The organism is Streptomyces sp. WMMB 714, assembly GCF_900090125.1.
Classification (GTDB): domain Bacteria; phylum Actinomycetota; class Actinomycetes; order Streptomycetales; family Streptomycetaceae; genus Streptomyces; species Streptomyces daqingensis.
Genome location: NZ_FMHJ01000006.1, coordinates 98465 through 114393, shown reverse-complemented (window position 1 = coordinate 114393; position 15929 = coordinate 98465). Strand labels below are relative to the sequence as shown.

At 72.2% G+C, this 15929-nt stretch carries 9 protein-coding genes; 6 read left to right on the top strand and 3 right to left on the bottom strand.

The features are described from left to right. Positions 1-160 precede the first annotated feature (160 nt). Both H181DRAFT_RS12560 and H181DRAFT_RS12555 read right to left on the bottom strand, forming a co-directional pair. Complete coding sequence (locus H181DRAFT_RS12560; protein ID WP_045864484.1) at positions 161-856, bottom strand: response regulator; 696 nt, start codon at positions 854-856, stop codon at positions 161-163. Beyond that, positions 853-5337 carry a HAMP domain-containing protein gene (locus tag H181DRAFT_RS12555; RefSeq protein ID WP_078895699.1) on the bottom strand — a complete coding sequence of 1495 codons (4485 nt, stop codon included), beginning with the start codon at positions 5335-5337 and terminating at the stop codon, positions 853-855. Before H181DRAFT_RS12555 ends, H181DRAFT_RS12560 begins: the two co-directional genes overlap by 4 nt. A gap of 87 nt (positions 5338-5424) precedes the next feature. On the opposite strand from H181DRAFT_RS12555, the gene H181DRAFT_RS12550 reads away from it, so the two are divergent. From H181DRAFT_RS12550 to H181DRAFT_RS12540, 3 genes are all read left to right on the top strand, one after another. Continuing rightward, positions 5425-7263, top strand: a complete 1839-nt coding sequence (locus H181DRAFT_RS12550) for an ATP-binding SpoIIE family protein phosphatase (protein ID WP_254666815.1) — start codon at positions 5425-5427, stop codon at positions 7261-7263. Positions 7264-7431: 168 nt separating this feature from the next. After that, positions 7432-8010: a hypothetical protein gene (locus H181DRAFT_RS29160; RefSeq protein WP_139131700.1), complete on the top strand. Its 579-nt coding sequence runs from the start codon at positions 7432-7434 to the stop codon at positions 8008-8010. A gap of 233 nt (positions 8011-8243) precedes the next feature. Further along, complete coding sequence (locus H181DRAFT_RS12540; protein ID WP_045864483.1) at positions 8244-9875, top strand: AMP-binding protein; 1632 nt, start codon at positions 8244-8246, stop codon at positions 9873-9875. Between the two features lie 84 nt (positions 9876-9959). Here the strand turns inward: H181DRAFT_RS12540 and H181DRAFT_RS12535 are convergent, their stop codons facing one another. Then, entirely contained in the window at positions 9960-11210 is a 1251-nt protein-coding gene (locus H181DRAFT_RS12535; RefSeq protein WP_254666814.1) for an amidase, read from the bottom strand. Between the two features lie 347 nt (positions 11211-11557). Between H181DRAFT_RS12535 and H181DRAFT_RS12530 the strand changes: the two genes are divergently transcribed. From H181DRAFT_RS12530 to H181DRAFT_RS12520, 3 genes are all read left to right on the top strand, one after another. Further along, a complete protein-coding gene (locus tag H181DRAFT_RS12530; RefSeq protein WP_074467836.1) occupies positions 11558-13039 on the top strand; it encodes an MFS transporter in 1482 nt (493 codons plus the stop codon). Next, positions 13036-14535, top strand: coding sequence for a mannitol dehydrogenase family protein (locus H181DRAFT_RS12525; RefSeq protein ID WP_045864482.1), 1500 nt, complete (start codon positions 13036-13038; stop codon positions 14533-14535). The genes H181DRAFT_RS12530 and H181DRAFT_RS12525 overlap by 4 nt, the downstream gene beginning before the upstream one ends. Before the next feature lie 96 nt (positions 14536-14631). Then, positions 14632-15909 (top strand): alpha-hydroxy acid oxidase, encoded by a 1278-nt coding sequence (locus H181DRAFT_RS12520; protein ID WP_045864481.1) that lies wholly within the window; start codon positions 14632-14634, stop codon positions 15907-15909. Positions 15910-15929 lie beyond the last annotated feature (20 nt).

Sequence of the window (15929 nt, the reverse complement as noted above, 5' to 3'; positions counted from 1 at the left end):
CCGCGCCGCTCGGACCACGACGGAACCGGTGGGCCCATCCGGTCAGCGCACCGGCGCAGCGAGCGTCCGCCGATGGCTGCGGAGGCGGTCGGTCATCAACCGGCGTGAATCCTTGCGGAACCGCCGGCGGTGCCGGCCCGGGAGGAGCGGGACGGAGGAGCTACGCCCCGCCCTCTCCCGAGCTGAGAGCGCGGACCGCGGCCTCCAACTCGGCGATACGGTCCGCGAGTCCGGTCTTGTCGGGATGCTGCGAGTCGCGCACCAGTACCTCGATCTCCGTGAGCTTCTCGGTGATCTCCGCGAGGCGTTCCGCACCGCCCGTGCCGGCTCCCATGCGGCCGTTCCCGCCGGTGGTGCCCTCCAACGGGCCTTCCGCCGCCGGCCCGCCGCTTCTTCCCGGGGCTTGCTCGGCGACCAGAAGACGGCGCAACTGCTCGGCCTGGACGGCGAGTTGCCGGTTCTTGCGGTCGAGGTCGAGGAACACGTTGACCTTGGTGCGCAGTACCCAGGGGTCGATGGGCTTGGAGAGGAAGTCCGCGGCGCCCAGGGCGTATCCGCGGTAGGCGTAGTCGGCGTCGACGTCGGTCCCCGTCAGCAGGATGATCGGGACGTCCTTGGTCTGGTCGAGGCGCTTGATGTTGCTGGCCGTCTCGAAGCCGTCCATGCCGGGCATCAGGACGTCCAGCAGGACGACCGCGAAGTCCTGCCGCAGCATCGCCTTGAGCGCGTCCTCGCCGGACCGGGCGGTGACCAGCTGCTGGTCCAGGGGCCCCAGCACGGCCTCCAGGGCGACGAGGTTCTCCTGCATGTCGTCGACGATCAGGATGCTCGACCTGTCCGGCGTGGGGGCGCTCATGAGGTCCGTCCGGGCGGGTCGGCGTTCTCGTCGGCGGGATGGCCGGAACCGTCCTGGGCCGGTCCGCTCCCGTCCGGCGACGCCCTCCCGTCCGGCGAGGCCGCGCCGCCGTGCGGGGCCCCGGTGCCCGTGAGGCCGTTCCGCTGGGCGGAGGCGGTCGGTCCGTCCTGCGGGATTCCGCCCTGCGTCCGCGGGTCGGTGCCCGGGGGCCGGTCCTGCGAGTTGAGCAGCTCGTACATCGACGCGAGCAGCTTGTCCACCTCCACCGGCTTGGCGACGTAGAGGTCGGCGCCGCTGTCCAGGGCCTTCTGGCTGTCGCCGGACATGGCCTTCGCCGTCAGGGCGATGACGGGCAGTCCGGCGAGCCGCGGAGTGTTGCGGATGGTGCGGATCGCCTCGTAACCGTTCATCTCCGGCATCATGATGTCCATCAGGACCAGCGACACCTCGGGGGAGCGGTCCAGCACGTCCAGGCCCTCCCGGCCGTTCTCCGCGTACTTCACCGAGATCCCCACGCGTCCCAGCACGTGGGTGAGGGCGAAGACGTTGCGGATGTCGTCGTCGACGATCAGCACGTTCGCACCCGACAGGACCCGGCCCTGCGGCCCGCTGAGCCACCGCTTGAGCTGCGTCGTCTCCGGCCACGTGTCGTCGTGCGCGCCGCCGCCGGGCTCGCGGGGCTCGGCGGGCGCGCCGCGCTCCTGGGTGACGGACTCGGCCGGCCGTTCGGGGGCCGACTGGCGCGGCGGGCTGTCCGGCGGGTCGGGGGGCCCGGTGTGCGTGGCCTCCGGCCAGGCCGCGGCGGTGGTGCCCGCGCCGCGCTCGGGGCGTTCGGCGGACGGGGCCGCGGGGGCCTCGCCGTCGGCCTGGGGCTCCGCGCGCGGGGTGGGCGCGGACTCCGGGAGAGCGGCCGGCACTGCCGGGGCGCCGAGCGGGTCCGCGGCCGCTCCACCGCCGGAGACCGTACGCGCCATCGACGCGGGACCCGGCTCGGTGGAGGGGGTGCTGCCGGGGTAGACGGCGGGGATGTAGAGGGTGAAGCGGGAGCCCACGCCCTCCTCGCTCTCGACGTCGATACGGCCGCCGAGCAGTCCCGCGATCTCCCTGCTGATGGAGAGGCCCAGTCCGGTGCCGCCGTACTTGCGGTTCGTGGTGCCGTCGGACTGCTGGAACGCCTCGAAGATCACCGAAAGCTTCTCCGGGGGGATGCCGCTGCCGGTGTCCTTGACGGAGAAGGCCAGCACGGACTCCGCCCCGCGGAGCGTGTCCTCCTCGAACGCCCTCGTCGTGACGCGCTTCACGCGCAGTTCCACGCCTCCCGACGTGGTGAACTTCACCGCGTTGGACAGCAGGTTGCGCAGGATCTGCTGCAGCCGCTGCTCGTCGGAGAACAGCTCGCGCGGGACGTTCTCGCCGACCGCGATCTCGAAGGCCAGGCCCCGGTCGATCGTCATCGGGCGGAACGTGGCGTGGACGTAGTCCAAGAGCTTGGTCAGCGGCAGCTTCTTCGGGCGTACGTCCATGCGGCCCGCCTCGACCTTCGACAGGTCGAGGATGTCGTTGATGAGCTGGAGCAGGTCCGATCCGGAGCGGTAGATGGTGTTGGCGAAGTCCACCTCCTGGCCGGACAGCCGCCCGTCGGGGTTGTCGGCGAGCAGCCGGGCCAGTATGAGCAGCGAGTTCAGCGGAGTGCGCAGCTCGTGCGACATGTTGGCCAGGAACTCCGACTTGTACTGCGAGGACGTGGCCAGCAGGGCCGCCTTCTCCTCCAGTTCGGCGTTCGTGCGCTGCAACTCCTCGGAGCGCTGCCGCAGCTCCTTGGTGAGCCGCTGCGACTCCGAGAGCAGCACCTCGGTACGGGCGTTGGCGATGATCGTGTTCACCGAGACGCCGATGGTGTGCACGAACTGGTCGATGAACGTCAGGTAGATGTCGTTGAACTTGCTGAACGAGGCGACCTCGATGACGCCGAGAGCGCGGTCCTCGAAGAGGATCGGCAGGATGAGGATGTTGGCCGCCGGCGCGGCGCCGAGGCCCGACTCCACCCGGACGTAGTCCGGCGGAGCGTCCTCGATGAGGATGCGCTTCTTCTCCTCGACGGCCTGCGCGATCAGCCCGCGCATCGGGCCGCTGGTCTGCGCCTCGGCCTCGCCGGGGCCCCTGGTGCCGTACCCGGCGATGAACTCCAGCTCCTCGCCGGGCGCGGCGCCGGAGCCGACCAGGAAGAAGGCGCCGGCCTGCGCGTTCACCAGCGGTGTCAGCTCCCGCAGGATGAGGTCGGCGACCTCCACCAGGTCGCGGTGGCCCTGCATCAGCCCGGCGATGCGGGTCAGGTTCGACTCCAGCCAGTCCTTGGTGCGTGTGGTCTCGCGCAGGTTGCCGACCATCACGTTGACGTTGTCCTTGAGTTCGGCGACCTCGCCGCGGGCGTCGACGGAGATGGTGCGGGACATGTCGCCCTGCGCGACGGCGCTGGCGACCTCGGCGATCGCGCGCACCTGGTTCGTCAGGTTGGAGGCGAGTTCGTTGACGCTGGTCGTCAGGCCCTTCCAGGTGCCGTAGACGCCCTCGACGCGTGCCTGCCCTCCCAACTGGCCTTCGCTGCCCACCTCGCGGGCCACCCGGGTCACCTCCGAGGAGAAGGAGGAGAGGGTGTCGACCATCGTGTTGAGCGTCGTCTTCAGCTCCAGGAACTCGCCGCGGGCGTCGACGTCGATCTTCTTCGACAGGTCGCCGTTGGCGACCGCGGTGGCGACCTGGGCGATGTTGCGTACCTGCGAAGTCAGGTTCGTCGCCATGAAGTTGACGTTGTCGGTGAGGTCCTTCCAGACGCCGGAGACGCCGTGCACCTGTGCCCGGCCGCCGAGGTTGCCCTCGGTGCCGACCTCGCGTGAGACGCGGGTGACCTCGTCCGAGAAAGCCCGCAGCTGGTGGACCATCGTGTTGACGGTGTCCTTCAGCTCGGCGATCTCGCCGCGGGCGTCGACGTCGATCTTCTTCGACAGGTCGCCGTTGGCGACGGCCGTGGTCACCTGGGCGATGTTGCGTACCTGCGAAGTCAGGTTCAGGGCCATGGAGTTGACGCTGTCGGTGAGGTCCTTCCAGACGCCGGAGACGTCCCTCACCTGCGCCTGCCTGCCGAGGTTGCCCTCGGTGCCGACCTCGCGGGCGACGCGGGTGACCTCGTCGGCGAAGGCGGAGAGCTGGTCGACCATCGTGTTGAGCGTCGTCTTGAGCTGGAGGATCTCGCCCTTGGCGTCGACGGTGATCTTCTGGCTGAGGTCGCCCTCGGCGACGGCCGTGGCGACCTGCGCGATGCTGCGTACCTGCGAAGTCAGGTTCGACGCCATGAGGTTGACGTTGTCGGTCAGGTCGCGCCACACGCCCGAGACGCCCTTGACCTCGGCCTGGCCGCCGAGGTTGCCCTCGGTGCCGACCTCGCGGGCGACGCGGGTGACCTCGTCGGCGAAGGCGGAGAGCTGGTCGACCGTGCTGTTGACGTTGCTCATCAGCTGGAGGATCTCGCCCTTGGCGTCGACGGTGATCTTCTGGCTGAGGTCGCCCTGCGCCACGGCCGCCGATACCTGGGCGATGTTGCGTACCTGCGAAGTCAGGTTGGACGCCATCGTGTTGACGTTGTCGGTCAGGTTCTTCCACGCCCCCGACAGGCCCCTCACCTCGGCCTGGCCGCCGAGGTTGCCCTCGGTGCCGACCTCGAGGGCGACACGGGCGACCTCGTCGGCGAAGGCGGAGAGCTGGTCGACCATCGTGTTCACGGTGAGCTTCAGGTCCTGCAGCTCACCGGCGGTCTCGGCCGTCACCTTCTGCGTGAGATCGCCGCGGGCGACCGCCGTGGTCACCCCGGCGATGTCCCGAACCTGGCCGGTCAGCCGCTCCGTCATCGTGTTGACGGCCTCGGTCACGTGCCGCCAGTCTCCCGAGAGCGCCCCCACGTCGGCCCGGCCGCCCAGACGGCCCTCGGTGCCGACCTCGCGGGCGACCCTCGTCACCTCGCCGGTGAACATGGACAGCTGGTCGACGAGCCGGTTCAGCCCGTTCCCCAGGCGTCCGAGGTCCCCTTCGAGGCGGTGTCCGTCCCGCAGATCGATGTGCTGGGTGAGGTCGCCGTCCGCGACGGCCTCCAGGACGCGCGTGGCCTTGGTGACCGGGGCCGCGAGGGACTCGATCACATGGTTCGCGTCGTCGACGTTCTTCGCCCAGCCTCCTGCGCCGGGACTCGCCGTGATCCGCTCGTCGAGAGCCCCCTGCTTGGACACTCCCTCGCGGACCCGCCTCAGCTCCGAGGAGAGATGTTCGTTGCGGGCAGCTATCTGGTTGAACACTCCGGCGATCTCGCCCAGTATCCCCTCCGCCTCGGTCGCTGCCCTGACGGAGAAGTCCCCGTCCGACAGCGACCGGAGCGCTCCCAGCAGTGGACGCAGATCAGCCGTGCGCACCGACTGCCCCAGCGGGTCGTCCATGGCACCTCATTCCCAGCGACCAGGAAGTATGGCCTTTATCCTATTGTAGTGGCTTTGGTGCTTTCTGATCCGAGTCAGGAGATACCCGTGCGACTGCCGTTCTCCGGTCTCAGCGATCCCGTCACGCGGACAGCGCTGTCGGCGAGCCAGCTCGCACCGGCCAGGGCCCGCACCCTCGTACGCGCGGCCATCAGTGAGGGCCCGCCCCCGGCAGGCACCGACGCCTGGAAGCTGGAGCGCCTCGCGGACGACGCCGCACTCCTGGTCAGCGAACTCGTCACCAACTCCCTCATGCACGCCGGCACGGACGTCGAGATCGCCTGCGGGCTGGAGACGGCCGGCCAGGGCCCCGGAGGCACGGCGGCCGCTCCCGGGGAGCCCGGCGGCCCGGCCGACGGCGGACAGCTCACCGGCGTGCTGGTCGAGGTGGCCGACCGGCAGCCCTCCGGCCGCTTCACCGGTGACACCTCGGGCCGGCGCGGGCGGGGGCTCGGCCTGCAGATCGTCGGCGCGCTCGCGGAGTCCTGGGGCGTGACCTACCGGCGCACCGAGAAGGTCGTCTGGTTCCGCCTCGCGATCTCCGAGATCGTCCCCGCGCCGGCGGGAGCGCTCAGCGAAGCCATGCATCGCGAGCTGGACGCCGCCGAGATCTTCTCCCCGTCCGCGCAGGCCGACCGCAGGCGCGTCGCCGAGTGGACCGACCGCGGAGGCGCCTTCCTCGCCGAGGCCAGCGAACTGCTGGCCGGGCAGCTCGACGAGGACATGGTCGCCGCGCTCGCGGGCCAGCTCCTCGTGCCGCGGCTCGCCGACTGGTGCGCCGTATGGCTGACGACCGACTCCGGGGCGATGCGGCTCTCCCGCGTCTGGCACGCCGACGAGCGCCGCGTCGACGCCCTGCGCTTCGCCCTCGAACCGGACCCGCCGCCGCCCACGCTGCGCACCGTCGGCATCCCCTGGCCCTGGCCCGAGGGCCCGGACGAGGACGGGACGGGAGGATCGGCTCTGGCGTTCTCGCTGGTCTCGGGCGGAACCTGTGTCGGCTCACTGGTGATCGGACGCGCCGGTCCGCCGGAGACGACCGACACCGTGGCCCGCACGGTCGAGGACGTCGCACGCCGTGTCGCGCAGGCCGTCGTCACCGCCCGCCAGTACACCCGTCAGACGAGCATCAGCCGCGCGCTCCAGCGCAGGCAGCTCCCGCCGTCCCTGGCCAGCCTCCCCGGGGTGGAGTCGGCGATCGTCTACGAGCCGCACGGCAGGGGCCAGACCGTCGGCGGGGACTTCTACGACCTGTTCCCCATGGGCAACGGCCGGTGGGCCTTCCTCCTCGGCGACGTGCAGGGCAAGGACCCCGAAGCGATGTCCGTGACGGGACTGACCCGGCACCTCGTGCGGCTGCTGGCCCGCGAGGGCCACGGCGTCGAGTCCGTACTCGGACGGCTCAACGCCGCCATGGCCGAGGAGGGCGCCGAAGCGGTGGCCGTGGGAGGGGAGAGCGCGCAGCCGAGGTTCCTCAGCCTCGTCTACGGCGAGCTGCAGCCCGACCCGGAGGCCGGCGGTGCGCACTGCACCCTGGCGAGCGCCGGACACCCCCCGCCGCTGAAACTGTCGCCCGGGACGGGAGTGGTGCGGGTGGCGGAGCAGCAGATGCTCCTCGGCATCGACGACGGCACCGAGTTCACCGCCTACCCCTTCGACCTCGCGCCGGGCGAGACGCTGCTGTGCGTGACCGACGGCGTGACCGAACGCCGCAGCGGCCACCGGCAGTTGGACGACGACGACGGCCTGGCCGAGATCTTCGCGGGATGCGGGGGCATGGGAGCGATGGCAGTGGCCGAGCGCGTACGGCAGGCGGCGCACGACTTCGGTCCGGAACCCGTCGAGGACGATCTGGCCATCCTCGTCCTGCACGCGGTGGCCGGCTGAGCCCGCGTGGGCCGGGGCCCGGACGCGGGAACGCGCCCACCTGAAACGCGCGCCCGCCTGCCCGCACGCCTTCAGGAGGAGGAAGGCGCCCCGGGGTCCCCCGCGCGGCGGAGGAGGTTCCTTCCGCAGCGGGACGGCGCCGCCAGGCGCCGCGGCCAGGCTGGAGAGGTGACTCGGACAGCGAAACGCAGCGAACACCGTCCCGTTCCCGGCCCCTCCGTCCACCTTCCGCGCGACCCCGCCTTCCCCCGGGACGGGCGGGCGCCGCAGCGCTGGGCGGTCCTCGCCGCCCATCTCGTGCCGCTCACCACGCTGCCGTCGGGGCTGTGGCGCGTCGGCCTGGCGCTGGGCTTCCCCATGGGCCTGACGGTCGACGGCGAACCCGTGCGCACCGACGGCGGGGACGCCGTCTACTTCGTCTTCCTCAGCGTCCTGTGCGAAGGGCTCGCCCTGCTCACGCTGGGCCTGGTCCAGCCCTGGGGCGAGCGCGTGCCCCGGTGGATCCCGCTGCTGGGCGGGCGGCGCGTGCGCCCGGCGGCAGCGCTCGTACCCGCCGTCGCGGGCGCCGCCGCGCTCCAGGCCATCTGGGCGTACGCGTTCCGCGACTTCCCCACACTGGCCGGGCTCGGCTTCTCCGACGGGCTGTGGCAGGCGGTGCTCATCGCGTGCTACCTGCCGCTGCTGGCCTGGGCGCCGCTGCTCGCCGCCGTCACCTGGGCGTACCACCGGCGCCGCTGCCGCGGCTGACCCGCCGGCGGCCCCGGCACCCGGGGCCGCTCGACGTCATGGGCTCCGGGGCCGCCCGCTGAAGCTCCGGCCGGCGGGCGGCGGTCCGCGAGGCGGTACTCGGAGCCGACGGGGGGTGGTGCCGAGCAGGCCCGTGGCGCAGGATGCCAGGGCACGTCCCCGCCGGGCCGCCTCGGGCGCCCCCGGCCGGGGCGCGTGTGCCAGCGCGACGCCTTCACGACGAGGAGGTCCCGGTGACCGGACATCCGACGGAGCTCTCCTACGCGAGCGGGACCGCCACGACGCCCCTGCTCGGCGACACCATCGGCAGCAACCTCGACCGCACCACGGCGGCGCATCCCGAGCGTGAGGCGCTGGTCGACGCCCCCAGCGGGAGGCGGTGGACGTACGCGCAATTCACCGCGGACGTCGACCAGTTGGCGCGCGGGCTGCTCGCGCGCGGCATCACCAGGGGCGACCGGGTGGGGATCTGGGCGGTCAACTGCCCCGAGTGGCTGCTCGTCCAGTACGCGACGGCCCGGATCGGCGCCGTCATGGTCAACATCAATCCCGCCTACCGCACGCACGAACTCGCCTACGTGCTGCGGCAGTCGGGCGTGCGCATGCTGATCGCGTCCACCGAGTACAAGACGAGTGACTACCGGGCGATGGCCCGGGAGGTGGCCGGCGAGTGCCCGCAGCTGGCGGAGACCGTGCACATCGGCACACCCGGCTGGGACGAGCTGGCAGCCGCCGGCGACACCGTGGGGGAGGACGAACTGCGGGCGGCCGAAGCCCTCTTGAGCTGCGACGACCCGGTGAACATCCAGTACACCTCCGGGACTACCGGTTTCCCCAAGGGAGCGACGCTCTCCCACCACAACATCCTCAACAACGGCTTCTTCGTAGGGGAGTTGCTGGGCTACACCGAGCAGGACAGGGTGTGCCTGCCGGTGCCCTTCTACCACTGCTTCGGCATGGTGATGGGCAATCTCGCGGCCACCAGCCACGGCGCCTGCGTCGTCGTCCCCGCGCCCTCCTTCGAGCCCGCCGCCTCCTTGAAGGCGGTGCAGGACGAGCGGTGCACGTCGCTGTACGGGGTGCCGACGATGTTCATCGCGGAGCTGGGGCTCCCCGACTTCGCGTCCTACGACCTGAGTTCGCTGCGGACCGGGATCATGGCCGGCTCGCCCTGTCCCGTCGAGGTGATGAAGCGCGTCGTCGCCGAGATGCACATGGCCGAGGTGGCGATCTGCTACGGCATGACGGAGACCTCGCCGGTCTCCACGCAGACCCGTACCGACGACGACCTGGAACGCCGCACCGCCACCGTCGGCAGGGTGCTGCCGCATCTGGAGGTGAAGGTCGTCGACCCGGGTACCGGGGTGACGCTGCCACGGGGTGCGGCGGGAGAGCTGTGCACCCGCGGCTACTCGGTGATGCTGGGCTACTGGGAGGAGCCGGAGCGCACCGCGGAGGTCATCGACGCCGGCCGCTGGATGCACACGGGCGACCTCGCCGTGATGAGGGAGGACGGGTACCTCGCCATCACCGGCCGCATCAAGGACATGATCATCAGGGGCGGGGAGAACGTCTATCCGCGGGAGATCGAGGAGTTCCTCTACACGCATCCCAAGATCTCCGACGTGCAGGTGGTCGGCGTCCCCGACGAGCGGTACGGGGAGGAGATCCTCGCCTGTGTCATCCCGCACGACCAGAGCGATCCGCCCACCCGCGACGAGATCGCCGCCTTCTGCGACGGGCGGCTGGCGCACTACAAGATCCCGCGGCACCTGCGCGTCATGACGGAGTTCCCCATGACGGTCAGCGGGAAGGTCCGCAAGGTCGAACTGCGGCAGGAGGCGTCCGGCGGCGGGCCCGCCTGACGGGGCCCGCCCCCGCGGGGTGCCCCTGCGTCAGCCCTCCCGCGGGGTGCCCCTGCGTCAGCCCTCCCGCCGGGCGCCGCCGGGTCAGCCCTCCCGCCGGGCGCCGCCGGCGAGGGCGAGCCGGAGCAGCGCCCGGTCCTGGCCGCGCGCCGCGATCGCGCACAGGCCGACCGGCAGGCCGCCGGCGGTCATGTGCGGGAGCACCACGCAGGGCAGGCCCCCGATGCCCGCGAGGCAGGTGAGCTGGATGGTGCGGCGTCGCACGTCGTCCCGTTCCGCGGGTGTGGAGTCGACGCGCGGTGCGGGACCGGCCGCCGCGGGCAGCAGGAGCAGCGTGCCGGGGGAGAGGGCGGCGTCCAGGCCGAGCGCGGTGGCGCGTACCAACTCGGCGGCGCGTTCCGCCCGTTCCCGGGTGACGGTGGAGGCCCAGGTGAAGCGCTCGGCGACTCCGGGCCCGAGCGCGTCCGGGTGCGCGGCGACCCACTCCCCGTCGTTCTCCCACACCTGTACGGCCTGTACGGCGGAGAAGGCGCCGGCCCGCAGTTCGCAGTCGGCGCCCTCGGGCCCCAGCAGCGGATACCGCTCGACGCGCAGACCGGTCCGCACGGCCAGCTCCTCCACCGCCGGAGCGAAACCCTCGCGTACCGCGTCGTCGGCCGGGGTGAGCAGGCTCTCGTCGACGAGGGCCGTACGGAAGAGCGCCGATCCCTCCGGGCCCGCGGCGCCCCGGCCCTCGTCCCCCTGGCCGGCGTCCTCGGCGGGCGGAAGCAGCGCGTCTCCCATCCGCAGCAGCGTCTCCGCGTCCCTCGCGAGCCAGCCGACGGTGTCGAAGCGCGGGGCGAGCGGCAGCATGCCGGTCACGGGTACGGCGCCGTGCGTGGGCCGCATCCCGTAGAGCCCGCAGTAGGAGGCCGGCACCCGGATCGATCCGGCGGTGTCGCTGCCGAGTCCGGCGTCGGCCTCGCGGAGGGCGACGGCGGAGGCGGGTCCGCTGCTGGAGCCGCCGGGGATGCGGCCGGGGGCGGCCGGGTTGGGCGGCGTGCCGTAGTGGGCGTTGGTCCCGTCGAGGCTGTAGGTCAGCTCGTCGGTCTGGGCGATGCCGGTCACCTCCGCCCCCGCGTCGAGAAGCGCCTGGACTGCCCAGGAGTTGCGGGTCTCCGGCTCGGCCTCCCGGAGCCAGTACGGGTTTCCGGCGCCCATCCGGTGGCCGGCGACGGCGTGCACGTCCTTGACGGCGAGGCGTACGCCGCTGAGGGGCCCCGCCGCCGCCGGTGCGACCAGAGGTGCGCCGCGCTCCCGCCACACCGCCTTCTCCGAGTCGGTCTGCATCGTCATGCGGGATGCGTACCCGCACGGGCACGCTGCCGGCGCCGGATCACCTGCGGGCGTGCACGCGTCAGCCCCCGGGACGTCCCCGCCTTGCGTGCGGGCGCCGGGGCAGGGCGGGACGCCGGTGAGCGCGGGGCCCACCGCTGCCGCCGGCCGGAACGGGGAACCGGCCGTGCTCCGGCGGAGAGACCGGAGAGACCGATGGAGGCCGGAGAGGCCCGGAGAGATCGGAGAGAAGGGGAGGTCATTGACAGGGCCACGCAGTGCTTCGTAAGTTGCGCGGGATTCTAGATCACGGAATTGCGTTCCATGTGACGGAATACTGACGGCCCCGGCGACGGTGAGGAGGCGCTGTGACGACTCAGGCGGAAGTACGACACCTCTCGGACTCCGCGGCAAGACACGTCCTCGCCAGACACGGTACCGACGCCGGACGCCGCACCGGCTGGCTGATGATCTCCACGATCCTCATCGAGGCGTGGGACCTGTACGCCATCTCCTTCCTGCTGCTCTTCGTCAAGGCGGATCTGAACCCCAGCGCGAGCATGCTCGGACTCGCCTCCGGCGCGGTTCAGCTCGGCGCGCTGATCGGCGCCGTCTGCGGAGGCTGGTTCGCCGACAGGTTCGGCCGCCGCAAGGTCTTCATCACGACGATGGCGCTCTTCGTGGTCCTCGCCCTGGCCCAGTCCTTCGTCACATCCATGTGGGAACTGGTGCTCGTCCGCTTCCTGCTGGGGCTCCCGCTGGGCAGCGACATCTCCACGGGCTACGCCTACATCATGGAGACGATGCCCAAGGGCAAGCGTGAGGTGATGGGCAACCGCTGGCAGGGGATGTTCGGCCTCGGCGAGATCGCGGCGATCGCCGTCGTCACCGGGCTCTACCTCAGCGGCATGGACCACAGCCTGCTGTGGCGCATCGGACTCGGGCTGGGCGCGCTGCCCGCGCTCGCCCTGCTGATCGGGCGCCTCGACGTCCCCGACACGGCGCTGTGGCTGATCCAGCGCGGCAAGTTCCGGCAGGCCAAGGCCGTCGCCCGGAAGATGTTCGGGGACGACCTGCCGATGCTCCCCGACGAGGACTTCCGCATCGAGCGCCCCCGTACCCGCGACTTCCTCGCCGGGATCTGGAAGGACCCCGTACGCCGGCGCAGCAGCGTCTTCGCGTGGATCTCCAACGCCATGCAGGGCGCGGAGTTCGCCGCGTTCGCCTTCTACCTGCCGGTGATCCTGGTCCTCACGGGCGTCTCGGGCATCGGCGCGACCAACTTCATCACCGGCGCGATCTACGTCGTCGCCACGGTCAGCGGCTTCGTCGCCCCCATGGTGACGCCCCGGCTGGGCCACCGCGGCGTCGCCCGCTGGGGGTTCGGGACGGCCTTCCTGTCGCTGCTGCTCGCGGCGCTCTTCCTCCACCTGGACTGGAAGTGGCTCGTGCCCCTCGCGGCGGGCGGCCTGATGTGGGGCCACTACTGGGCAGCGTCCAACGGGATGACCATCGCCTCGATGGTGGCGCCCAGCCGCTACAAGGCGACCGCGTCGGGTTTCGGGTACATCTTCGTGAAGCTCGCCGCGTTCGTGACGATCTTCTTCTTCCCGATCATGTTCGAGAGCCTGGGCGTCCCGCTGGCGACGGTCATCGTCTCGGTGCTCTCCCTGACGGGCTATCTCGCGGCGACGTACGTGCTGCCCGAGGTGTACGGCTACGTGGAACAGGACGTGGAACAGGACGTGCGACAGGATTCGCGACAGGACCCGCAGCAGGACCCGCAGCAGGACGAGGAGAGCGGCGCCGCCGGCCGGCCGCCGAAGTCCCCGGCGAAGGAGCGGACTTGACCGACGCATCCGCCGGCGGGCCCGGCACGCGCCGCGTCCTGCACCTGGGGCTCGGCAACTTCCACCGCGCCCACCAGGCCCTCTACACCGAGGACGCGGCCCGCTCCGGCGACCCCTGGACGATCACGGGGGCCGCCGGGAGCACCCGCGGCGTCGTGGAGGCACTGCGGCGGCAGGGGATGCGCTACCACGTCCTGACGCTCGGCCCCGGGCAGACGGACATCCGTACGGTCGCGAGCATCACCGACGCGTTCGTCGCCGCGGACGAACCCGCCCGCACCACCGCGGAGATCGCCGACCCGGGAACCCGGATCGTCTCCCTCACGGTGACCGAGAAGGGGTACGGCATCAGCGCCCGCACCGGCGGGCTCGACCTGGACGCCCCCGCCGTCCGCCACGACCTGGCGGGCTCCCCGCCGCGCAGCACGGTCGGCCGCCTGGCCGCGGGGCTGCTGCGCCGCTGCCGCACCTCCGCCGAGCCCGTCACGCTGCTCAGCTGCGACAACCTCACGGCCAACGGCACCACCCTCGCCGGTCTGCTGCGGGACTTCGCCGGTGCCATGCCCGCCCGGGACGGCGCGGAGCTGCTGGGCTACCTCGACGGGGCGGTCACCTTCCCGGACACCATGGTCGACCGGATCGTTCCGGCAACGACCGACGAGCACCGGCGGCTGGCCGCCGGGGCCGGTTTCGACGACGAAGTGCCCGTCCCCGCCGAGCCGTTCACCATGTGGGTGATGCGCGACGACTTCGCCGCCGGCCGCCCCGCGTGGGAGGAGGCCGGCGCCGTGCTGACGGACCGCGTGCACGACTACGAGACCGCCAAGGTGCGCCTGCTGAACGGCGTCCACTCGCTCCTCGCCTACCTCGGTCTGCTCACGGGCCGCGAGCTGATCGCCGACGCCGCCGCCGACCCCGTCGTCGCGAGGGCCGCCGAACGGCTGGGCGACGAGTACGAGCCGACGCTCGTCGTCCCCGACGGCTTCGACGTCGCCGCCTACCGCAGGCAGCTCCGTGAGCGCTTCGCGAACCGCAGGCTGGCGCACGCCACCGCGCAGGTCGGCGCCGACGGATCGCTCAAGCTCGCCCAGCGCGTCCCCGGGACGGTGCTGTGGCACAGGCGGCACGGCACGCTGCCCGCCGTGCTCGCACTGACTGTCGCCGCATGGCTGAAGTGCCTCGCCCATCCCGAGGCGTTGCCCGGGGGCCGGGCCCCCGCCGACCCGAACGCGGAGCGGCTGCCGGCCATGAGGGAGCGGTCGGCCAGGGGAGGAACCCCGGAGCGGCGTGCGCACGAACTCGCCCGGCTGTCCCTGCGGGAGGAGGCGCTGCTCGGTCAGGAGCTGGGCGAGCAGGCCGAGTTCGTGGCCGCCGTCGGCGAACTGCTGGCGGTGCTGGAGCGCGGGGGAGTGGCCGCGGCGGTGGAGGCGGCGACCGGGCCCTCCGCCGGCGGTCACCGCGGAGGAGGGCCGGACGTCCCCTCCCGGGGGCCGTAGACGGGGCCGCGGCGGGTGCCGGGACCCGGCTGCCGGTCCTGGCGGGCGCCGTCCGCGACCAGTACGAGACCACACGCATCGAGGGAGAGCATTCCCATGACGACACTCGAACGCCGGTTCCCGCGCCCCAGGGATATCGCGCCGCTGCTGAAGATGAAGCCGAGGCAGAGGAACGCCACGGCACGGCGACTGGCGAGCGCCCACACCATCTGGGACCTGAGGCGGATCGCGAAGCGCCGCACCCCCGCGGGCCCGTTCGACTACACCGACGGCGCGGCCGACGGCGAGGTCGGCGTACGCCGTGCCCGGGAGGCCTTCGAGGACCTGGAGTTCCGGCCCGGCGTGCTGCGGGACGTCGCACATGCCGACACCTCGGCGACCGTGCTCGGCGGGACGTCGGCGCTGCCCTTCGGCCTGGCCCCCACCGGCTTCACACGCATGATGCACTCCGCGGGCGAGCGTGCCGTGGCCGCGGCCGCCGAGCAGGCGGGGGTCCCCTACGCGCTCTCCACCGTGGGCACGACCTCCATCGAGGACGTCGCCGCGGCCGCGCCCTCGGCCCGCAAGTGGTTCCAGCTCTACCTGTGGAAGGACCGCGGCCTCTCCCGCGAACTGGTCGCCAACGCCAAGGCGGCGGGCTACGAGGCGCTGCTCGTCACCGTCGACGTCCCCGTCAACGGCAACAGGCTGCGCGACCTGCGCAACGGCATGACGATCCCGCCGCAGCTCACGCTCCGGACGTTCCTCGACGCCTCCTACCGCTGGGAGTGGTGGCTGAACTTCCTCACCACCGAGCCGTACTCCTTCGCCTTCGACAAGAGCGGCGAAGGAGCCCTCACGGACCTGGTCAGCAAGCTCTACGACCCGACGGTCACCTTCGACGACCTCGACTGGATCCGTGAGACGTGGGACGGCCCGATCCTCGTCAAGGGCATCCAGACCGTCGCCGACGCCGAGCAGGTCATGGCGCACGGCGCCGACGGCGTCGTCGTCTCCAACCACGGGGGCCGCCAGCTCGACCGCGCCCCGGTGCCGCTGCACCTGCTGCCGCGCATCGCCGAGGCGGTCGGCGACCGCGGGACGGTCATGCTGGACACCGGGATCATGAACGGCGGCGACATCGTGGCGGCGCACGCACTCGGCGCGGACTTCGCGCTCGTCGGCCGCGCCTACCTGTACGGGCTGATGGCCGGCGGCCAGGCCGGCGTGGCCCGCGCGATCGAGATCCTCGGCGCCGAGGTGGAGCGGACGATGAAGCTGCTCGGCGTCACCTCCGTCGGCGAACTCAACCCCGGCCACGTCCGGTTGATGACCAGGAGGGGGCCCGTCGGCGCGGACGTCCTGGACGCTCCGGGCGTCCCGGACGGGCGGTGACGCGCGAGAGCACCCGGCGC

Excerpts from the sequence above, each read along its gene's own strand:
- H181DRAFT_RS12560 (WP_045864484.1), bottom strand. The coding sequence starts at position 856 with ATGAGCGCCCCCACGCCGGACAGGTCGAGCATCCTGATCGTCGACGAC.
- H181DRAFT_RS12520 (WP_045864481.1), top strand. The coding sequence starts at position 14,632 with ATGACGACACTCGAACGCCGGTTCCCGCGCCCCAGGGATATCGCGCCG.
- H181DRAFT_RS12555 (WP_078895699.1), bottom strand. The coding sequence starts at position 5,337 with ATGGACGACCCGCTGGGGCAGTCGGTGCGCACGGCTGATCTGCGTCCA.
- H181DRAFT_RS12535 (WP_254666814.1), bottom strand. The coding sequence starts at position 11,210 with ATGACGATGCAGACCGACTCGGAGAAGGCGGTGTGGCGGGAGCGCGGC.